At 57.6% G+C, this 20,850-nt stretch carries 19 protein-coding genes and 3 tRNA genes; 11 read left to right on the top strand and 11 right to left on the bottom strand.

The window, feature by feature from the left end; genetic code table 11:
* Both B195_RS05545 and B195_RS05540 read left to right on the top strand, forming a co-directional pair.
* Positions 1-1,065 (top strand): imelysin family protein, encoded by a 1,065-nt coding sequence (locus B195_RS05545; RefSeq protein WP_003442948.1) that lies wholly within the window; start codon positions 1-3, stop codon positions 1,063-1,065.
* 14 nt (positions 1,066-1,079) lie between these two features.
* Entirely contained in the window at positions 1,080-2,177 is a 1,098-nt protein-coding gene (locus B195_RS05540) for a DUF1513 domain-containing protein (RefSeq protein ID WP_003442951.1), read from the top strand.
* A gap of 52 nt (positions 2,178-2,229) precedes the next feature.
* Here the strand turns inward: B195_RS05540 and B195_RS05535 are convergent, their stop codons facing one another.
* From B195_RS05535 to colR, 5 genes are all read right to left on the bottom strand, one after another.
* Positions 2,230-2,457 (bottom strand): hypothetical protein, encoded by a 228-nt coding sequence (locus B195_RS05535; RefSeq protein ID WP_003442952.1) that lies wholly within the window; start codon positions 2,455-2,457, stop codon positions 2,230-2,232.
* Positions 2,457-3,173, bottom strand: a complete 717-nt coding sequence (locus B195_RS05530) for a lipopolysaccharide kinase InaA family protein (RefSeq protein WP_003442953.1) — start codon at positions 3,171-3,173, stop codon at positions 2,457-2,459. The genes B195_RS05535 and B195_RS05530 overlap by 1 nt, the downstream gene beginning before the upstream one ends.
* A 3-nt stretch (positions 3,174-3,176) precedes the next feature.
* Positions 3,177-3,857, bottom strand: coding sequence for a class I SAM-dependent methyltransferase (locus B195_RS05525; protein ID WP_003442955.1), 681 nt, complete (start codon positions 3,855-3,857; stop codon positions 3,177-3,179).
* Positions 3,858-4,057: 200 nt separating this feature from the next.
* Positions 4,058-5,338, bottom strand: a complete 1,281-nt coding sequence (locus B195_RS05520) for a HAMP domain-containing sensor histidine kinase (protein WP_003442958.1) — start codon at positions 5,336-5,338, stop codon at positions 4,058-4,060.
* Positions 5,328-6,011, bottom strand: coding sequence for a two-component system response regulator ColR (gene colR, locus B195_RS05515; RefSeq protein WP_003442961.1), 684 nt, complete (start codon positions 6,009-6,011; stop codon positions 5,328-5,330). Before colR ends, B195_RS05520 begins: the two co-directional genes overlap by 11 nt.
* 203 nt (positions 6,012-6,214) lie before the next feature.
* Between colR and B195_RS05510 the strand changes: the two genes are divergently transcribed.
* Positions 6,215-8,164 (top strand): LTA synthase family protein, encoded by a 1,950-nt coding sequence (locus B195_RS05510; RefSeq protein WP_003442971.1) that lies wholly within the window; start codon positions 6,215-6,217, stop codon positions 8,162-8,164.
* Between the two features lie 123 nt (positions 8,165-8,287).
* Here B195_RS05510 and groL read toward each other — a convergent pair whose 3' ends face one another.
* The 4 genes from groL to B195_RS05490 all read right to left on the bottom strand — a co-directional run bounded on the left by groL (position 8,288) and on the right by B195_RS05490 (position 11,787).
* Positions 8,288-9,931, bottom strand: coding sequence for a chaperonin GroEL (gene groL / locus B195_RS05505; RefSeq protein WP_003442974.1), 1,644 nt, complete (start codon positions 9,929-9,931; stop codon positions 8,288-8,290).
* A 49-nt stretch (positions 9,932-9,980) separates the two neighbouring features.
* Positions 9,981-10,274 (bottom strand): co-chaperone GroES, encoded by a 294-nt coding sequence (locus B195_RS05500; RefSeq protein WP_003442977.1) that lies wholly within the window; start codon positions 10,272-10,274, stop codon positions 9,981-9,983.
* Between the two features lie 242 nt (positions 10,275-10,516).
* Positions 10,517-10,990 carry an FxsA family protein gene (locus tag B195_RS05495; RefSeq protein ID WP_003442984.1) on the bottom strand — a complete coding sequence of 158 codons (474 nt, stop codon included), beginning with the start codon at positions 10,988-10,990 and terminating at the stop codon, positions 10,517-10,519.
* A 71-nt stretch (positions 10,991-11,061) separates the two neighbouring features.
* Positions 11,062-11,787, bottom strand: coding sequence for a HugZ family protein (locus tag B195_RS05490; protein WP_003442987.1), 726 nt, complete (start codon positions 11,785-11,787; stop codon positions 11,062-11,064).
* Positions 11,788-11,887: 100 nt separating this feature from the next.
* Here B195_RS05490 and B195_RS05485 point away from each other — a divergent pair, with 100 nt between their 5' ends.
* Positions 11,888-12,646 carry an SDR family oxidoreductase gene (locus tag B195_RS05485; RefSeq protein WP_003442989.1) on the top strand — a complete coding sequence of 253 codons (759 nt, stop codon included), beginning with the start codon at positions 11,888-11,890 and terminating at the stop codon, positions 12,644-12,646.
* A gap of 111 nt (positions 12,647-12,757) precedes the next feature.
* Here the strand turns inward: B195_RS05485 and B195_RS05480 are convergent, their stop codons facing one another.
* The gene (locus B195_RS05480; RefSeq protein WP_003442992.1) at positions 12,758-13,771 is read right to left on the bottom strand and encodes a DUF481 domain-containing protein; all 1,014 of its coding nucleotides are present in this window, start codon (positions 13,769-13,771) and stop codon (positions 12,758-12,760) included.
* 166 nt (positions 13,772-13,937) lie between these two features.
* Between B195_RS05480 and B195_RS05475 the strand changes: the two genes are divergently transcribed.
* The 4 genes from B195_RS05475 (at position 13,938) to B195_RS05460 (ending at position 18,667) form a co-directional block, all read left to right on the top strand.
* A complete protein-coding gene (locus tag B195_RS05475; protein ID WP_003442993.1) occupies positions 13,938-14,291 on the top strand; it encodes an MGMT family protein in 354 nt (117 codons plus the stop codon).
* A gap of 42 nt (positions 14,292-14,333) precedes the next feature.
* On the top strand, positions 14,334-15,878 hold the full coding sequence (locus B195_RS05470) for an AmpG family muropeptide MFS transporter (protein ID WP_003442994.1): 1,545 nt from the start codon (positions 14,334-14,336) through the stop codon (positions 15,876-15,878).
* A gap of 102 nt (positions 15,879-15,980) precedes the next feature.
* On the top strand, positions 15,981-17,696 hold the full coding sequence (locus B195_RS05465; RefSeq protein WP_003442995.1) for a proline--tRNA ligase: 1,716 nt from the start codon (positions 15,981-15,983) through the stop codon (positions 17,694-17,696).
* Positions 17,697-17,713: 17 nt separating this feature from the next.
* Complete coding sequence (locus tag B195_RS05460) at positions 17,714-18,667, top strand: hypothetical protein (RefSeq protein WP_003442999.1); 954 nt, start codon at positions 17,714-17,716, stop codon at positions 18,665-18,667.
* Here the strand turns inward: B195_RS05460 and dinB are convergent.
* The gene (gene dinB, locus B195_RS05455) at positions 18,664-19,725 is read right to left on the bottom strand and encodes a DNA polymerase IV (protein ID WP_003443002.1); all 1,062 of its coding nucleotides are present in this window, start codon (positions 19,723-19,725) and stop codon (positions 18,664-18,666) included. The genes B195_RS05460 and dinB overlap by 4 nt on opposite strands.
* Before the next feature lie 288 nt (positions 19,726-20,013).
* Between dinB and B195_RS05450 the strand changes: the two genes are divergently transcribed.
* The 3 genes from B195_RS05450 (at position 20,014) to B195_RS05440 (ending at position 20,665) form a co-directional block, all read left to right on the top strand.
* A tRNA-Met gene (locus B195_RS05450) sits at positions 20,014-20,090 on the top strand.
* A 261-nt stretch (positions 20,091-20,351) separates the two neighbouring features.
* A tRNA-Met gene (locus tag B195_RS05445) sits at positions 20,352-20,428 on the top strand.
* A 160-nt stretch (positions 20,429-20,588) separates the two neighbouring features.
* Positions 20,589-20,665, top strand: a tRNA-Met gene (locus B195_RS05440).
* The last annotated feature ends 185 nt before the right edge of the window (positions 20,666-20,850 follow it).

Below are 20,850 nucleotides of genomic sequence, written 5' to 3'. Positions count from 1 at the left end.
ATGTTTCGACCCAAGCTTTTGTTCACCAGCCTTGCCGCGATCGCTCTGGCCGCATGCTCGCCACAAGACCCGCAAGCCGTCACCTCGGCGGCGATTGCCAAACAGGTGATTTTGCCGACCTACAGCCGCTGGGTCGATGCCGACCGCCAACTGGCGGTCAGTGCCCTGGCCTTCTGCCAGGGCAAAGAAACACTGGAAACCGCCAGGGCTGACTTCTTGCACGCGCAAAAAGCCTGGGCCGAGCTGCAACCCTTGCTGATCGGTCCGCTGGCCGAAGGTAATCGCTCGTGGCAGGTCCAGTTCTGGCCGGACAAGAAAAACCTGGTCGGACGTCAGGTTGAGCAACTGGTGGTAGCCCAGCCCCAGATCGATGCCGATGCCCTGGCCAAGTCCAGCGTTGTGGTGCAAGGCCTGTCAGCCTACGAATACATTCTGTTCGACAGCAATATCGACCTGGCTGATGCTGCACAAAAAGCCCGTTACTGCCCGTTGTTGAGTGCCATTGGCGAACGCCAGAAACAACTGGCCGAAGAGATTCTGGCCAGTTGGAACAGCACCGACGGCATGCTCGCGCAAATGACCAAGTTCCCTAACCAGCGCTATGCCGACTCCCACGAGGCCATTGCTGATCTGTTGCGGGTACAGGTCACGGCACTCGATACCCTGAAGAAAAAGCTCGGCACCCCGATGGGCCGCCAGAGCAAGGGCATCGCCCAGCCATTCCAGGCCGACGCATGGCGCAGCCAGTCATCGCTGCAAAGCCTGGCTGCCAGCCTCGCTGCCGCCCAGACCGTCTGGGTCGGGGTCGACAACCAAGGCTTGCGTGGCTTGTTGCCTGCTGATCAAAAGCCGTTGGCTGACAAGATCGACGCTGCCTATGCCGCTTCGCTCAAGCTGTTCAATGACAACCAGCGTTCGCTCAATGAATTGCTGGCTGACGACGCAGGTCGCGCCCAGCTGGACGCCATCTACGACAGCCTGAACGTGGTTCACCGCCTGCACGAAGGCGAACTGGCCAAGGCCCTGGGCATTCAGCTGGGCTTTAACGCCAACGACGGCGACTGATGAAAGAGGGGTCGATGATGCGCAGGCAAGCTCTCAAGCTCGGTGGTTTACTACTGAGCGCCGTCACGTTGGGCGGCTGGTCACTGTTTAAACAAAAAGGCCAGAGCCCGCTGCTGTTGAGTGCCCGTGACGATGTGGACGGCAATCACTTTGCCGTCGGCTATCGGCTGGACGGCACCCAGGTGTTCAGCACCCGGGTCGGCCAGCGCTGCCATGACATCATCAATCACCCTTCGCTGCCCGTTGCGCTGTTTGTCGCGCGGCGCCCCGGCACCGAGAGCTACCTGATCAACCTTGCAGACGGGCAGTTGCTACAAACCCTGACATCGCTGCCCGATCGACATTTCTACGGCCATGCGGTGATCCATAAAGACGGCGAATGGCTCTACACCACTGAAAATGACACCACCGACCCGGGACGTGGCTTGCTGGGGGTTTATCGCTTTGCAGACGGGCGCCTGGTTCACAGTGGCGAAATACCGACCCACGGCGTTGGCCCGCATCAGGTGTCGTGGATGCCCGACGGCGAGACGCTGGTGGTGGCCAACGGCGGGATTCGTACCGAGGCCGAAAGCCGGATCGAGATGAATCTGAATGCGATGGAGCCCAGCCTGGTCCTGATGCAGCGCGACGGGACGTTGCTGAGCAAAGAGACCTTGAGCCAGCAGATGAACAGCGTGCGCCATCTTGCAATTGCAACTGACGGCACCATCGTTGCGTGTCAGCAATTCATGGGCGAGGCCCACACATTGTCCGAATTGCTGGCGATCAAGCGTCCTGGTCAGCCCTTCGAACCCTTCCCGGTGGCAGAGCAGCAACTGCGTGCCATGGGCCATTACACGGCCAGTGTGGCGGTACACAGCGGGTTGCGGCTGGTTGCATTGACCGCTCCGCGGGGCAACCGGTTCTTTGTCTGGGATCTGGACAGCGGTGACTTGCGCCTCGATGCGCCGTTACCCGATTGCGCCGGGGTGGCTGCGGTAGAGGATGGCTTTGTGGTTACATCCGGTCAGGGTCGTTGCCGTTTCTATGACTGCCGCCAGAGTGAGCTGACAGCCAAACCGCTGGATTTGCCATCGGGGCTGTGGGACAACCATTTGCATGTGATGTAAATCCAGAGCCCCATGACTCAAGGTCCCGGGGCCCCTGGCACAGCCTGCGGCTTCAGCCCTGGGATTTCATGCCCTGGGCCATGCCAAACATGAACAGCAACAGGTCGTGATCTGGCGTCGCTACGCTCGCCACTTTCGCAACTCGCGGTAGCGGGCAACTGGCCCCGCTGACTGCACCGCTGAATACCTGGGGCTTGGGCTGCTCCCAGGCGGCCAGCGCCACAGAAGCAATGGCCAGAGCGACCAGTAGAAACAAACCTCGTGCTATTTCTCTCTTCATCACCGTAAACCTTTGATGGCGCTGCCAAACACCTTCTCGTAAAAGTAGATCAATTTGTTCCAGTCGGCGGCATTCCACGACGAGTGGCGACGCAGTTGCTTGAGATCATGGGAGGCAGCTTTGTGCGGAGTCAGGCGTTGCCGGCTTTTTTCAAGGTCCAGCAGGGCGATGTCGACCACGGCACTTTCACCGTCTGCGGTGACCCGTACGAAGACGTGCTTGGGGTACAGGCAACCATGCTGCCAACGTCCCAGATGCATGCGCGCCAGGGTATGGGCAATGGCTTCCAGCACCCGCTCATGGATCGCTTCACCATGGCGTTCACGCCCACCGGCGGCGTACCAGTTGTCAATTTCGATAAAGCCGTCAAGGGCTGCGGTCACCAGCAGTGCGCGCCATTGACGGTCTGCACCCTGTTTTGCCCCGCAGTACACCAACTCGGGTACCCCCACCGCCAAACCCTGCATAGCCAGCAGTGCATCACGCTCACGCAATACCGTCGGTCGGCCCAGCGGGTAACGCCAGCTACGGTAGGTATGACCGACCTGGCGTTTGGCATAAAGCAATCGTCCACCGGCATCGCGAATTCGCTGCACACCACTCTCACCGCCGCGACGCTGATTCGGCTCCTCGACCCACTCGCCTTGCTGCTGCCAGTAGTACTCGAAGCGGTCTTCAGTTGCAGCTTGGGGTGGAGATACAAATTCAACGGCCATGGGTTACCTCTTGCGTAATATGTAAACCCGCCACATCGCATACAGCGGGATAAAATCCAAATGATTCTGAACAACGAACCCGGCTTTTTTAAACTCGGCTTCAACAGTCACCGCCGGTAACACAAAACGATTCTGATACCCGTCCGACCCGCCATCGGCTTCACGCTGACGTTGCAGGCGGTTGCGTTTCCAGGCTTTGAAATTGCCATCGACCCACAGCGAAATGATCACACTGTCCCGGCTGACACGGTGAAACTCCCGTAACAGAGCCATCCGGTGACTTGCATCACCAATGTGGTGCAGCAGGCGCATGCTGAAAATACTGTCGACCGCGTTATCTGGCAGATCGATATCAAATGCAGATGTCTGCAAACGCCGTACCCGTTTGACCACTTGCGCAGGCTGTGCCTTCGATGCCACTTCCAGCATGGATGCAGAGTAATCCGCACCAATGATTTCGCGGTTGGTCTTTTCGGCCAGCAACGGCCAGAAACGCCCTGCGCCACAAGGAAGATCCAGTACCAGGCCCGGCTCGCCGGCCAATGCCAGGGCCTTGCGCGCCAACTGCTCATCACGCTTGTGCGAAAGGCGTCGGGCGAGCCCGTCCTGATGTTTTTCCAGGTACTCGGCGGCGTGCTTTTGATCGTACTTTTCAGAAAACTTGAGTTTGATTGTGGAGCTCATGACGGCTCTCCTGAAGCGTGTAAGCGCTACCTTAATCAGGAGAACGTATGCATCAGGTCATCACCGGGTGAAAATTTCGTGCCTTGGCCCGATCAGACGTTACAGGGTTTTACAGACCACCAATAATGGCTCTGGGCCACTTCAAAAACTAAACCCTGAAAGGGGAATGGCCAGCAGGACGCTGGCCATGGCAGGACATATCAGACATCAACCGGGTTCAATTCAACGTGAAAGCGGCACCCGTTGGGCTCCATGGTGGTCAGCGTTACCCGCCAGCCCTGGCTGTCACAGATCCGTTGCACCAGCGACAGCCCCAACCCCAGCCCTTCCCCGCGTTTTTCACTGCCCCTTACAAAAGGCTGGAACATGGCCTGGCGTTTTTCTTCGGGAATCCCCACACCGCTGTCTTCCACCACAAATCCGGTGGGCTCGAGGCTCAACCGGATGAAACCGGTGTCGGTGTAATGCAGGGCATTTCGTAGCAAGTTGCCCATGACGGCGTGCAGGAAGGTCGCGTTATAACGGGTATCCAGTGGCTGCCCCGGATCGTAGATCAGGGTCAGGCCCTTGGCTTCAATGGGGCCGCGCCACAAACTGATCAGGCCTTCGGCCACGGTAGTGAGGGTCACTTTCGGCGACATGCTGGCATCTTCGTGCTGTGCCCTGGCCAGCATCAGGAAGGTCTGTACCAGCTCGCGCATTTCTTCACAGGCGCGCGAGATTCGCTCGACTTGCGAGCGGCTGCGCGGGTCCAGCGCCGGATTTTCCAGCAAAAGCTCGCATGAACTGGCCAGTACCATCAGCGGGGTACGCAACTCATGGCTGACATCGCTGGTGAACAGCCGCTCACGGGTCAGGGTGTCGCGCAGGCGCCCCAGGGTAGCGTCGAACGCCACCGCCAACTCGCCCACTTCATCGGCCGCATAGTCCGGCGCCAAAGGCGGAGCCAGGCCCAGCAACTGATCACGATGACGCACCTGGCGCGCCAGACGCACCACGGGGGCCATGACCCTGCGGGCCAGAATCCAGCCTAAAAAGACCGCCAGGGCCAATGCCAGTACAAAACCGACCACGACCACGGCAAACAACACGCGCTCACGTTCTTCGAAATCACTTTGGTCCTGCAGCAATACATAGCGCCGACCGTCAACCACTTCGACCATGGCGTGGTACGACAGCTGGTCGCGGAACACTTCATGAAAACCCGGATCAAGATGACGCAGGTCTTTGGGCAAAGCGAAATCGCCGCGCCCGCCACTGTAATAAAACAGCTGGTCAGGCTCCGGTCGATGGTTCCAGTCGGCAATGTTGTCCATCAACAACAGGCGTTGCAGGTCGCCGCCCAGGCCCGCTGAAATGAGTTTTTCTTCGACCAGGTGAACGGTGGCAACAATGCCCAGGGCGAATGTACCTGCCACCAGCGCACTCATGAGTGCGAAGGCAATGATGATCCGCTGGGCAAGGCTTTGCTTAAACTCCATCACGACTCTCGGCGAGGCGGTAGCCGACACCATGTACGGTTTGCAATAACGGCTTGTCGAACGGCTTGTCGATCACCTGACGCAACTGGTGCACGTGGCTGCGCAGGCTGTCGCTGTCAGGGCAGTCATCGCCCCACAAGGCCTCCTCCAGCACTTCACGGCGCAACACGTGGGGGCTTTTCTGCATTAATACGGCCAGCAACTTGAGCCCCACCGGGTTGAGCTTGAGCAGGCGCCCTTCGCGGGTTACTTCAAGGGTATCGAGGTCGTATTTCAGATCGCCCACTTGCAGCTCGCGTCGCCCGCCACCCTGAGCCCGGCGCAATACTGCTTCAATGCGTGCCGCCAGTTCCGACAAGGCAAAGGGTTTGAGCAGGTAGTCATCGGCGCCGGACTTGAAGCCCTGCAGGCGGTCGTCGAGCTGGTCGCGGGCGGTGAGCATGATCACCGGAGTATCGCGTCGCGCATCTTCACGCAAGCGCTTGCACAAGGTGTAACCGTCGATCCCGGGCAACATGATGTCGAGCACGATAAGGTCGTAATGCTCGGTGGCCGCCAGATGCAGACCTGACAAACCGTCCTGCGCGCAGTCAACGGTATAGCCCTTAAGCCCCAGGTAGTCCGCCAGATTGGCAAGGATATCGCGGTTGTCTTCAACCAGTAGAACTCTCATGGGCACTTTCTCCGTACGCAGTTACGACCGTCTTGGCCCGCGCAGCTTAAGTCTTAGCACGACCGAGAGCCAGCGCTGCAAGACCATCACTCTATTTAGTTGAAGAACGCCCAAATCTGACATTTTTTTTACTCACGGTTCACAAAGCCAATACAGTGGCGCCCGCACACTCACGCCCCCCACGGGTTTAAGGAAAAACACTAATGCGTCTGCTGTCCACCGCGCCAATGCGCTATCTGCTTCTGTTGACAGGCTGTTGGCTGGCGACCTTTTTAATCACCCGAGGCGTCTTGCTGTTCACCCATTTGGGCGAGGCTGGTAATAGCTGGTTGCCGGTGTTTGGCATTGGCCTGCTCTACGATCTGGGATTTTTGACCTACGCCGCCTTGCCGCTGGGTCTGTATTTGCTGCTGTGCCCGCCCGCCCTGTGGCGCCGTCGTGGTCATCGCTGGTTCCTGCAAGGCCTGCTGACCGTGAGCCTGTTCGCCATGCTGTTCACCGCAGTGGCCGAATTCCTGTTCTGGGACGAGTTCGGTGTGCGCTTTAACTTTATCGCCGTGGATTACCTGGTTTACTCCGATGAAGTGCTGAATAACGTGCTGGAGTCGTATCCGATCGGCCTGCTGCTCAGTGCCATCGGCGTCGCGGCCATTGTTCTGAGTGTTGCCTTGCGCAAACCGTTCAATGCCGCCATGAATGCCCCGCTGCCCACCTTTCGCGCTCGCCTGGCAACCTTCGCCGGTTTGCTGCTGGTGGCAGGCTTGAGCCTGCAGTTGCTTGATCAGGACGGCCCGCGCGGCCAGGGCGGCAACGCCTATCAGCACGAACTGGCGAGCAACGGCCCGTACCAGTTCTTCGCCGCATTCCGTAACAACGAACTGGACTACCAGCAGTTCTACGCCAGCCTGCCTGCCGACGTGGTCGCCAGACAGCTGCGCACCGAGCTCACGGAACCCAATGCCACGTTTGTCGGCAAGGACCCGCTGGATATCCGGCGCAACATCGACAACCCGGGGACTGCGCGCCAGCCAAACATTGTGCTGGTGACCATCGAAAGCCTGAGCGCCAAGTACCTGGGCAGCAATGGTGACGGCCGCAACCTGACCCCGAACCTGGATCAGTTGCGCAAAGAGAGCCTGTACTTCAATAACTTCTATGCCACCGGTACCCGTACCGATCGGGGCCTGGAAGCCATTACCCTGGCCATTCCTCCTACCCCGGGCCGCTCGATCGTCAAGCGTATCGGTCGTGAAAGCGGCTTTGCCAGCCTTGGCCAGCAACTCAATGCCGTGGGCTATGACAGCGTGTTCGTCTATGGCGGCCGCGGGTATTTCGACAACATGAACGCATTTTTCAGCGGCAACGGTTACCGCGTGGTTGACCAAAGCAGCGTCAATGAAGCCGATATCCACTTCAAAAATGCGTGGGGCATGGCTGACGAAGACCTGTACCGCGAAACCCTGAAGCTGGCCGATGCCGATTACGCCCGGCAAAAGCCGTTTTTACTGCAGTTGATGACCACCTCCAACCATCGTCCTTATACCTATCCAGAAGGCCGTATCGACATCAAGTCGGGTAACGGTCGCGACGGTGCGGTGAAATACACCGATTACGCCATCGGCCAGTTCCTCAAGGATGCCCGCCAAAAGCCGTGGTTCGACAACACGATCTTCATTTTCGTGGCTGACCACACGGCAGGCAGCGCCGGCAAGGAAGACTTGCCCATTACCAACTACCAGATCCCGCTGTTCATCTATGGGCCAAAATTCATAGAAGCCCGCGAGAGCGCACAACTGGCCAGCCAGATCGACCTGGCTCCGACCTTGCTCGGCTTGCTGAACATGGACTATCAGTCGACCTTCTTTGGCCGCAACCTGCTGCAGGAAAACCCTCTGCCACCCCGCGTGGTAGTGGGTAATTACCAGCATCTGGGCTTGTTCGACGGCAAGGACCTGGCGATTCTCAGCCCGCGCCAGGGCCTGCGCCGTCACGACGAAGCACTGACTGCCAGTATTGAATCCCGGGTTCCGGCCACCGATCCGTTGATTGAGCGTGCGATCACCTACTACCAGGTCGCCAGCTACGGCTACAAGCAGCAGTTGCTGAGCTGGAAACCGGTGTTCGCAGCACCGTTGCAGATCTCGCAGAAGTAACCATTTCCCTGCAGGAGCGAGCTTTTAAAGCTCGCTCCTGCAAGGTTCAACTGTTTCTTCAGACACAAAAAAGCCCCGCCTGATTACTCAGGCGGGGCTTTTGCGTTTCGGGGTAAAGCCGGCTTACATCATGCCGCCCATACCACCCATGCCGCCCATGTCTGGCATACCGCCGCCAGCTGCCTTGTCGTCCTGGATCTCAGCGATCATCGCCTCGGTGGTGATCATCAGGCTGGCAATCGAAGAAGCTGCCTGCAGAGCCGAACGAGTCACTTTGGCCGGGTCAAGGATACCCATTTCGATCATGTCGCCGTATTCGCCAGTGGCTGCGTTGTAACCGTAGTTACCCGAACCCTGCTTCACTTTGTCGACAACTACGCTTGGCTCGTCGCCGGAGTTGGCAACGATCTGGCGCAGAGGTGCTTCAACAGCACGACGCAGCAGAGCGATACCTACGTTCTGATCAGCGTTGTCGCCTTTCAGGTCAGCGATTGCTTGCAGAGCGCGAACCAGTGCCACGCCACCGCCAGGTACCACGCCTTCTTCAACGGCTGCACGGGTAGCGTGCAGGGCGTCTTCAACGCGGGCTTTCTTCTCTTTCATTTCTACTTCGGAACCAGCGCCAACCTTGATCACTGCAACGCCGCCGGACAGCTTGGCCAGACGCTCTTGCAGTTTTTCACGGTCGTAGTCGGACGAAGTGTCAGCTACCTGGGCACGGATCTGAGTCACGCGAGCCTGGATGTCTGCTTCAACGCCAGCACCGTCGATAACGGTGGTGTTTTCTTTGGTTACGGTTACGCGCTTGGCATTACCCAGGTGTTCCAGGGTAGCGCTTTCCAGGCTCAGACCGATCTCTTCGGAGATAACGGTACCGCCAGTCAGAACAGCGATGTCCTGCAGCATTGCCTTGCGACGGTCACCAAAGCCAGGTGCTTTAACAGCAACGACTTTAACGATACCGCGCATGTTGTTCACAACCAGAGTCGCCAGGGCTTCGCCTTCAACGTCTTCGGAAACGATCAGCAGCGGACGGCCGGCTTTGGCAACAGCTTCCAGAACTGGCAGCAGTTCACGGATGTTGGAGATTTTTTTGTCGACCAGAAGGATCAGCGGACCGTCGAGCTCGGCAGTCATGGTTTCTGGTTTGTTGACGAAGTACGGGGACAGGTAGCCACGGTCAAACTGCATGCCTTCAACTACAGACAGTTCGTTTTCCAGGCCCGAGCCTTCTTCAACAGTGATCACGCCTTCTTTACCGACTTTTTCCATGGCTTCGGCAATGATGTCGCCGATGGAGCTGTCGGAGTTGGCAGAGATGGTACCTACCTGAGCGATTGCCTTGCTGTCAGCGCATGGCTTGGCCAGGGTTTTCAGCTCTTTGACAATGGCGATGGTCGCCTTGTCGATGCCGCGTTTCAGGTCCATCGGGTTCATGCCGGCAGCGACGGCTTTCAGGCCTTCGTTGACGATCGACTGAGCCAGAACGGTTGCAGTGGTAGTACCGTCGCCTGCGTCATCGTTAGCACGGGAAGCAACGTCTTTAACCAGCTGCGCGCCCATGTTTTCGAAACGGTCTTTGAGTTCGATTTCTTTGGCAACAGAAACGCCGTCCTTGGTGATGGTCGGAGCGCCGAAGCTCTTCTCGATGATCACGTTACGGCCTTTAGGACCCAGGGTCGCTTTTACTGCGTCAGCCAGGACGTTTACACCGGCGAGCATTTTTTTGCGGGCGGAATCACCAAATTTAACTTCTTTAGCAGCCATGTTCGTTCTTCCTTAAATACTTTGTAGTAACGGGAAAAGGAGCGGGAGATCAGCCTTCGATTACAGCGAGAATCTCGTTCTCAGCCATAACCAGCAGGTCTTCGCCGTCGACTTTTACAGTGTTGCTGCCGGAGTAAGGGCCGAACACAACCTTGTCACCCACTTTCACAGCCAGCGCACGTACTTCACCGTTGTCCAGAACGCGACCAGTACCCACGGCAATGATTTCACCGCTGTTGGCTTTTTCGGCAGCTGAACCCGGCAGAACGATACCGCCAGCGGTTTTCTTTTCTTCTTCGCTGCGACGGATTACGACGCGGTCATGCAGAGGACGAAGCTTCATTGTCGATCTCTCCTAATTGTGGTGTTCATCGGCCGATGTTAAAACCGGCGGGGTTTGCAAGTCCGGAAATGCCGGGTGCGATTCGCTCAAAGGTGCCTGCTGTTGCCAGCAAAACCCTGCGGTGTCCGTTACATAAGGGCGTATCAACTGATTACAAGGGCACGCCAATGAAATTTTTAGCCCTGTGTAATCCCTGAAAACAAACACGGCACCCAGGGTGCCGTGTGGAAAACGTCAAAACCTTACTTGTCGCGATGTTCGAACTCGCCTTCAATCACGTTCGGCTCACGGCCCAGGGGCTGGTGTGTACCGGGTCGGCTCTGCGCTGCAAATTCATCGGCAAATGCACGCTGACGGATGGCCTGTTCCTCTGCACGCTTGCGCAGACGGTTAACCAGAAAACGACGCACCGGCGGGAACAGCAGCAACAGACCCGCGATGTCACTGATGAAGCCCGGGAGCACCATCAGGCCGCCACCCAGAGCCAGCATCAGGCCTTCCAGCATTTGCTGGGCCGGCAACTCGCCACGACTCAGGCTTTCACGGGCCCTCAGGGCTGTGGCCAAACCTGCAACGCGTACCACCAGAACACCCAGCATGGAGCCGGCAATGATCAGCAACAACGCCGGGAAAAACCCTATAGCGGTGCTGACCTTGAAAAAGACGTACAGCTCTAGCACTGGAAACAACAGAAAGAGCAATAGAAAAGCGCGCATCGAATGATTCCTCTCCGGAAGAATATCTTCCAACCCAGCTTAGATGACGGCGCGCCTTCCTGAATTCAAGGCTATGCCGTCTGTTTTTTCGGCCACTCCTGCGCGCGGGCCAGAAAAACCAAGGCTTCGCGTACTTGTGTCGAAGTATTGCAGGTTTCTGCAAAGCCCAGCCAGTAAAGGCCGTCACCAATACGCAAGTGCATGCCTTCGCTGTCGATACCGACCATCTGCGCCGGTTCGGTGCGGGGCAGCCCTGCCAGTTCGACGTAATGCGCAATGGCACTGGCATGGTCACTGTTCATATGCTCAATCATCCGTTGCTCGGCGGCTCCGGCAAAGGGGTTGGGCAAAGTCACCTGGTCGAGCCAGTGAATGGCGCCAAAACCGCCGATATAACGGTGGCGTACCGGGTTCAACACCCAAAAGTCGAAAGCGTGAGCGGTGTCATAGCTGCGCGACTCGGGGAAGTAGCGGTAGTAACGCTCGGCGGCGGCTTCAATGGCCTCGGCCCCGGTCAATTGCTCGGCTTCGGCCAGACAGGTCAGTCGACCGACCGCCTGAACGTCTTCAGCGCCCCGCTCGCCCACCATCAGCGAGCACTTGGGATCCTTGCGCAAGTTGTGGGTGTGCTGGGCAATCCGGCTGATCAGGATCAGCGGCCGGCCCTGTTCGTCCAGGCAGTAGGGCACCACTGACCCGAAGGGAAATCCCGGCATGGCTTTGGAGAGGGTGGACAAGGCGCCACGGTATTCCTTGAGCAGTAATTCTCGGGCATGCTTGGCAGCTTCAACGCTCAACTTGTGACTCCTTAATAAAAAATCCGCCGAAAACGGACGAGTTCAGGGCGCATTTCAAAGGCCTGCGAGGACTCACTCTGATTTGCTGCCGAGGGCTGTTATGCAACTGAAAGACAAAGTAATCATTATCACTGGCGGTTGCCAAGGACTTGGTCGTGCCATGGCCGAGTATCTGGCGGCCAAGGGCGCCAGACTGGCGCTGGTTGACCTGAACCCGGAAAAACTCGAACTGGCCGTGGCAGCTTGCCAGGCTCAGGGGGTCGAGGCCCGGGCCTATCTGTGCAATGTCGCGGACGAAGAGCAGGTTACCCGGACCGTTACCCAGATTGCAGAAGACTTTGGTGCGATCAACGGCCTGATCAATAACGCCGGGATCTTGCGCGACGGCCTGTTGCTGAAGGTCAAGGACGGCGTCATGACCAAGATGAGTCTGGCGCAATGGCAGGCGGTAATCGACGTCAACCTGACCGGGGTTTTCCTGTGCACCCGTGAGGTGGCGGCAAAAATGATCGAGCTGAACCAGCCCGGCGCGATCATCAATATCTCGTCGATCTCGCGCGCAGGTAACGTCGGGCAAACCAACTACTCTGCGGCCAAGGCCGGGGTAGCGGCTGCGACAGTCACCTGGGCCAAGGAACTGGCGCGGTACGGCATTCGCGTTGCCGGAATTGCCCCCGGCTTCATCGAAACCGAAATGACCCTGGGCATGAAACCCGAAGCCCTGGAAAAAATGACTGCCGGCATTCCCCTCAAGCGCATGGGCAAAGTCGAAGAAATCGCCCATTCGGCGGCCTACATCTTTGAGAACGACTACTACAGCGGGCGGATTCTGGAGCTCGATGGCGGTCTGCGCATCTAACCTGCTGCGCCTGCTGCAGGAGGCCCGCTTGCTCGCTCAGGCATTAGAGCAAGCGGGTTATCCGTATCGCCGGCAAGCCGGCGCCCACTGCCTGGCCCAGCGCTCAGACAATCACCAGGTCACGCCAAAACCCGCGCTGTAGCGGGTTTTGTTGAGCGTATTGTCATTGCCCCCACCGCTGCCGATCAGATCTTTTTCAGCCTTGAGGTTTAACGAAGCCCACTCGGTGACTTTGTAACGCAGGCCGATTTCGGCATCCAGGCTGTAATCCGAAGCGCCTTCCAGAGGCTTGCCCAGCTCTCCGTTGGTGAAGAGCGAAACCGTTTTGCCCAACAGAAAGCGGTTGTAGTCCCACTTCATGGCCAATGAGTAGAAGTTGTCCTTTTGGCCGTCGGAGTATTCATAGTCAGTGCGGTTCAACAGTGAACCCAGGGAGAAAGACCCCAGCTCGTCATCCCAGAACTGGTAGCCCGGGCCAGTACCCACAGTGCGCTGGCGGGAAATGTCTTCCACTTTGTCTCTTTTGTAGGTCAGCCGGCCTTGCCAGTACCATTTTTCGTCAATGAAATGGTCAAGGGCATATTCGGCGCTCCAGTTATCGGTGGTCACCACGTCGTTCTGGAACTCGCGGTTGTACTCACCTTCGGCATGGTGACGCCAGGCCCCATGGCGGGCAGTGGTCTTGAAGTCGATGTCGTAGTCGTCGGTCTTTTTCTCGGCACGCTTGTAGTCCAGCGCGACATCGACGTTACCCTTCCAGACCAGATCTTCAATCACTGGCTTGGGCTTGATGATCTGCTCGATGCTGGACAGTTCTACCGTTTTCGGTGCTTCTCCGTTGGCCAGGGTGACCTTGCCGTCCCCTGCCGCCGTTAGCGACTTGGCCTTCTCGCCAACATAAGCATCCTGCTTGACCAGCAATTCCTGATCGCTTTCCAGGGTTTTGACTTGCTTCCAGTCAACGGGAATAGTCCCTGCGTATTCGGTCTGAATGAGCAACTTGCCACCATCAAACACTTTGATCTTGCCGCTCAGGCGGTCACCATTTTTCAACCACACTGTATCGGCAAGCAAAGGCGTAGACACATTCAAGACAGCAAGGCATAACAGGGTTCTGGACAACATAAGCAGATGCGAAACTCAGATTTGCGAAAAAGTGCCGGCATTATCCTGATGGACACACCCCAGGCAAAGAAAGACCGGATGTATCCCCTGTAGTTCATTTCCCGGGATCGATGAACAAAGCATCTGCTTTATTTTTTAAGGTCCTGTCACTGAATCCGGTTCACCTATGAGTACAGCCACCAGCCACCAGCCATCCCCCGCCGAAATCCGCCGTACGGCGTTGTATTCGACACTCATGCAGGTTCCCCCGGGTTATGTGGTGACCTATGGCCAGCTCGCCGAACTGGCGGGCCTGGGCCGGGCGGCACGCTGGGTGGGGCGCACGCTCAGCCAGCTGCCCGAAGGTTCCCGCCTGCCCTGGCACCGGGTACTGGCCGCCGGGGGGCGCATCAGTTTGCCAGCAGGTAGCCCCTCAGGTGATGAGCAGCGGGCGCGTTTGCGCAGCGAAGGCCTGATGATTGTGAATAGTCGGGTGGATTTACAACGCCATGGCTGGCGCCCGATAGAGCACTACGGTTAGAGTGCGCCCTTTGATTCCGCAATCAGAGGCAGACTCGAGTCCATGCCCCGTAAAACCTGGCGCGAAGCGCTAGCTGCCTATTCCAGCCCCTCAACCCTTGTACTGTTGCTGCTCGGTTTTGCCGCCGGTTTACCGTACATGCTGGTGTTTTCAACGCTTTCTGTCTGGTTGCGCGAAGCCGGTGTGGCTCGGGAAACTATTGGCTATGCAAGCCTGATCGGTCTGGCATACGCCTTTAAATGGGTGTGGTCGCCGCTGCTCGATCAATGGCGCCTGCCGCTCCTCGGAAAACTTGGCCGACGCCGCTCATGGCTGGTGTTGTCCCAGACCCTGGTGATCCTCGGCCTGATCGGCATGGGCTTTTGCGACCCGCAAAAACATCTTTCCTGGCTGATTGCCATTGCTGTTGTCGTGTCGTTCGCGTCTGCCACCCAAGACATTGCCGTGGACGCCTACCGCCTGGAAATTGCCGACGACAGCCGTCAGGCCGCGCTGGCAGCCAGCTACATGTCCGGTTACCGGGTGGCGGCCTTGCTGGCCACTGCTGGCGCCCTGTTTTTTGCCGAAGGTTTCGGTTCAACGGGCTTCAACTATAAGCACTCCGCCTGGACCGGCACCTATGTGCTCTTCGGCCTGCTGATGGTTCCGGCGCTGCTGACCACCTTTTTCATGCGCGAACCACCGGTACCACTACGCACCCAGCTGCAGGCAGGACGTTATAGCTTTGGTCACCAGCTGGCGTCGGTTTTTGTCCTGATCGTGCTCCTGGTCTCGGTTCCGGCGATGTTCACCCAGCTCTATAACACCGACTTTGCCGGGGTATTGTTTGAAGGCGTGAGCCCGGTCAACCTGGTACTCGAAGACCGGGCTTTCCTGCGCGCCATCCTCTACACCCTGCTCACTGTGCTCTGCCTGTCGTCCATAGGCCGTCGCGGACTCGCGCCGGTGCTGACACCGGTCAACGACTTTATCCTGCGGTATCGCTGGCAAGCCTTTCTGCTGCTTGGGCTGATCGCCACCTATCGCATGTCGGACACCGTCATGGGGGTCATGGCCAACGTTTTCTACATCGACCAAGGGTTCACCAAGGATCAGATCGCAGGCGTGAGCAAGATTTTCGGCCTGATCATGACCCTGGTTGGCGCCGGCATGGGCGGCTTGCTGATCGTGCGGTTCGGCATCTTGCCGATCCTGCTGATTGGCGGTGCGGCTTCGGCAGGCACCAACCTGCTGTTTATGCTGCTGGCCGACATGGGCCCCAACCTGCAGATGCTGGTTGTCACCATTTCACTGGACAACTTCAGCTCCGGCCTGGCGACTTCGGCGTTCGTGGCGTACCTGTCGAGCCTGACCAACCTCAAGTTTTCCGCCACCCAATACGCCCTGCTCAGCTCAATCATGCTGCTGCTACCGCGCCTGATGGGCGGTTATTCAGGGGTCCTGGTGGAAAAGTTCGGTTATCACAACTTCTTCATCATCACTGCCGTCATGGGGGTCCCCACCCTGCTGCTGATCAGTCTGCACTGGTATCAGGAAAGCCGCCGGGCACGCCTCAACCCCCCGGTAAATCTCGAAAAAGTCCCATAACAGCCCGGGGGATTCCAGCTCCCCCGTCCGCCCTGTACGCCAACCCATCTCGGCCGTACAATGCCCAGTCATTTCTAGTCATCAGCACGGCAACGACTAACCATGCGCACCAGTCAATATTTGCTCGCCACACAGAAAGAAACGCCTTCCGACGCGGTCGTTATCAGCCATCAGCTGATGCTGCGCGCCGGCATGATTCGCAAACTTGCTTCCGGCCTGTACACCTGGCTGCCCATGGGCCTGCGGATCATGCGCAAGGCCGAAGCCATTGTTCGCGAAGAAATGAACGCAGCCGGCGCTCTCGAAGTGCTGATGCCGAGCATTCAACCGGCTGAGTTGTGGCAGGAATCCGGCCGCTGGGAAGAGTACGGTCCCGAGTTGCTGCGCCTCAAGGATCGCCACGGCCGCGAATTCTGCGTGGGCCCGACCCACGAAGAAGTCATCACCGATCTGTGCCGCAACGAGCTGAACAGCTATAAACAGTTGCCGATCAACCTGTACCAGATCCAGACCAAGTTCCGTGACGAAATCCGTCCGCGCTTCGGTTTGATGCGCGGCCGCGAATTCATCATGAAGGACGCCTACTCGTTCCATGCCGACAACGCTTCGCTGCAGGTCACCTATGACCGCATGCACCAGGCCTACTGCAATGTATTCACCCGTCTGGGCCTGAACTTCCGCCCGGTAGAAGCTGACAACGGCTCCATCGGCGGTGCCGGCTCCCACGAATTCCACGTGCTGGCCGAGTCTGGCGAAGATGACATCGTGTTCAGCAATGCTTCGGACTACGCGGCCAACATCGAAAAAGCCGAAGCCATCCCGACTGAAACCTCGCGCGCGGCAGCCACCGAAGAACTGCGCCTGGTCGACACGCCTGACGCCAAGACCATTGCTCAACTGGTTGAAGGCTACAACCTGGCGATCGAGAAAACCGTCAAGACCCTGATCGTTCACGCTGCCGAAGAAGGCAAACTGATCGCACTGGTCATTCGCGGCGATCACGAGCTGAACGAAATCAAGGCCGGAAACCATCCGCTGGTGGCCAGCCCGCTGACCATGGCTTCGGACGCAGAATTGCGTGACGCCATTGGCGCAGGCGCAGGCTCCCTGGGCCCGCTGAACCTGCCACTGCCATGCATCATTGATCGTTCAGTCGAGCTGATGAGCGACTTCGGCGTCGGTGCCAACATCGATGACAAGCACTACTTCGGCGTGAACTGGGAGCGCGATCTGCCTGTACCTACCGTTGCCGACCTGCGCAACGTGGTGGCTGGCGACCCGAGCCCGGACGGCAAAGGCACGCTGGAAATCAAACGCGGTATCGAAGTCGGTCATATCTTCCAGCTGGGCACCAAGTACAGCGAAGCGATGAAGTGCCAGGTACTGGGCGAGAACGGCAAGCCCGTGACATTGGCAATGGGCTGCTACGGCATTGGGGTTTCCCGTGTGGTCGCTGCTGCCATCGAGCAGAACAACGACGAGCGCGGCATTATCTGGAGCGATGCCCTGGCACCTTTCCAGGTGGCACTGGTACCACTGCGCTATGAAACCGAAGCCGTTCGCGAAGCGACTGACAACCTTTACGCCCAACTCACGGCCGCCGGTTTTGAAGTTCTGCTGGACGACCGCGACAAGAAAACCAGCCCTGGCATCAAGTTCGCCGACATGGAACTGATCGGTATTCCGCACCGGATCGTCGTCAGTGACCGTGGCCTGGCCGAAGGCAACCTGGAATACAAGAGCCGTACCGAAGCAGAAGCGCAAGCCCTGCCCGTTGCCGATGTCCTTGCATTCCTTCAGGCGCGCATCAGCCGCTGAATCCAGATAGAGACGTCATGTTCAATCGAAACACCCTGACCCTCGGGGGCGCCGCCATGTGCGGCGCCCTGCTGCTGAGCGGCTGTGCCAATCACATGTCGCAACGCAGCGAACACGAGGAGCGCATCGAGCGCAAACTACTGGCCCACAGCCTGCAGATTGATGTCGGTTCACCTTCGGTGCTGGAGCTGCCGCAACGCCGTGTGCGCATCAACGAACAAAAGACTTTTGAAGTCACTGAGTTCGATGTCACCCGTCATTACGACCGCTACACGCCCTATCAGCCCTGGCGCGAGATCTATGAAGTGCCACTGGGTGCGGTGGCGATTGTCGCCGGGGTGGGCGCCAATGTGCTGAACGTGTTCATGTTTGGGCAACTGCCTGACAGCGTGACCAAAGACTGGATCAACTACGGTTTCGCCGGCGTGAACCCGGCCATGAACGTACAGTCCCACGGTCGCGCCGAGCAGAACCTGGCAGGGATCGAGGATGTTCAGCGCGACAAGCGCCTGGAGTATTCAAGCCTGCCATGGGCTGAGCGTCCGGTGGTGGTAAAAGCCGGCAAACAGACCCACGAACTCACCACCGACCGCAATGGCGTGTTGCGCCTCAACCTGCTGGACAGCCCTTTTGCCGAGCAGGACCTGAATCACATCGGCAAATTGACCATCATGGTTGAGGATGCCCAGGACGAGACCCACTCGGACTCGACCCTGTCGATCAGCAGTGGCCTGCGCGGAAAGCTGCTGGAAGCGCACAACCTGATCTACGACGACCTTGAGGGTGACGACGTCAACCAATGGGTGCATCGGGTCAAGCGCCTGTCGGAACTGGGTCTGGAAGAAGAAGCCAGCGAACTGGAACAAAGCCTGATCGAACTCACCCGTAACGATCCCGAGTTACAACGTGAATTCCTTCAATCCTTGACCAAAAATGCCGGTCGGCTGGTGGCTGATCCCGGGATCAGCTAACGCCTGAACAGCTCCAGCTGTTCAAACCCGTTGTTCAAGTCCTGCAAACGCACACCAAGCCCGAGCAATCGAACGGGCTTGGAACCGCGTGCAAATGCCTGACTCAATAAATCCTGGTAACTCTCAAGATCAAGCCCCGCACCGGACTGCTCCAGTGTGGTCTGGGTGAAATCGTGAAATTTCACTTTAACGAACGGCTTGCCGGGACGATAACTGCTGTCGATGCGGGCAATGCGTCCATTAAGGGTCGCGAGCAGCTCGGGGAGTTTGCTTAGACAGCTGGCCAGATCAGGCAAATCCGTATCGTAGGTATTTTCAACACTGACCGACTGACGTCGGCTGTCGCTCTGCACCAGACGCTCATCTATCCCGCGTGCCAAACCCCACAATCGTTCACCGAAACTACCGAATTCACGCACCAGCGCCAGCTTGTTCCAGTCCCGCAATTGCAGGCAGGTTTCAATCCCCAGCCGTCCAAGCTTGTCGGCCGTGACTTTGCCCACCCCATGCAGCTTATTGACCGGCAACGCCGAGACAAAATCCTCGACCTGATCCGGAGTGATCACGAATAGTCCGTTGGGTTTCTTCCAGTCACTGGCGATCTTGGCCAGGAATTTATTGGGCGCCACACCGGCAGACACGGTGATGTGCAACTGGTTGGACACACGGCGCCGGATATCCTGGGCGATACGCGTAGCGCTGCCGGCAAAATGCGGACTGTCAGACACATCCAGATAGGCCTCATCCAGCGACAGCGGCTCAATCAGCTCGGTGTAATCACGCAGGATGCCGTGTATCTCTCTGGAGGCTTCTTTATAGGCATCCATCCTGCCATTGACGATGACCAGATCCGGACACAATTTCAGTGCATGTCTGGATGCCATCGCCGAACGCACGCCAAAAGCCCGCGCTTCATAGTTACAGGTAGAAATAACCCCACGATGGTCAGCCGAGCCCCCGACTGCCATGGGCTTGTTCGCCAGACTCGGATCATCACGCATTTCAATAGCGGCGTAGAAACAGTCACAGTCGACATGGATGATTTTGCGCTGAGTCATGTAGGGCGGTGTTCTTTATAGGGTAGGCAATACAGAAGATCAGTATGTCACCGGGAACTGTATATAGCACCAGTAGTGTGGATTCTCCCCGACAGGCGTGGGAAATACCGCTCATGAATTTGTTTTTCTAATCGAATTACACCCTCTAATAGAGCTGGACCCCATACGCTACCTGCCCTGTCGCCGTTTTTATAACCCGCACTTTTATCTAAGCGATTGAACCAGAACACTTTTTTCTAAATTAAGGTTTGACAGCCCGGCGTATCGCTGTAGAATCCACCCCACAGACGCGGGATGGAGCAGTCTGGTAGCTCGTCGGGCTCATAACCCGAAGGTCGTCGGTTCAAATCCGGCTCCCGCAACCAAACATCGAAAAAGGCCACTCGAAAGAGTGGCCTTTTTTGTGCGTGCCTGTTTTATGACCCGCCGCACAAAGAGCGATCTGCTCGCAACAACCTCTCCCCTTGTACAGCGGAACAATCTTGAAGACCGGGGAGCTCTCCTGCAGGATCGAGCCGATCAGGATCAGGCCGTCGCCTGAAAACCAGCTGCATTGATCTTATTTAGTACATTTTCGCATTAAAGGTTGACTCCCCACCGCATCACTGTAGAGTGCGCTCCACAGACGCGGGATGGAGCAGTCTGGTAGCTCGTCGGGCTCATAACCCGAAGGTCGTCGGTTCAAATCCGGCTCCCGCAACCAAACATAAAAAGGCTGCTCGAAAGAGTGGCCTTTTTTGTGCCCGGGTGTTTTTGCTCCCCCTCCCCGACCGGAGGAGCAGGATTAAATCCGGACATTTCAATCGCTTACGAGATTCAGGGGTTGACAGCCCGGCGATTCGCTGTAGAATCCACCCCACAGACGCGGGATGGAGCAGTCTGGTAGCTCGTCGGGCTCATAACCCGAAGGTCGTCGGTTCAAATCCGGCTCCCGCAACCAAACATCAAAAAAGGCTACTCGAAAGAGTGGCCTTTTTTGTGCGTGCTCGAAAAGTCTGCAATAGACGACCAGCGAAAAATAAACATCATATTTCTGAAAATCCGTTCGACTATGCTGTGGGCCGGCAATTACCTTTTTTTCAAACGCCAAACCTGAACCTCAGACAAACAACTGGCAATATTTTG

Source organism: Pseudomonas sp. Lz4W, from assembly GCF_000346225.2.
Lineage (GTDB): Bacteria > Pseudomonadota > Gammaproteobacteria > Pseudomonadales > Pseudomonadaceae > Aquipseudomonas > Aquipseudomonas paraversuta.
This window is presented reverse-complemented; position numbering and strand designations above follow the sequence as displayed.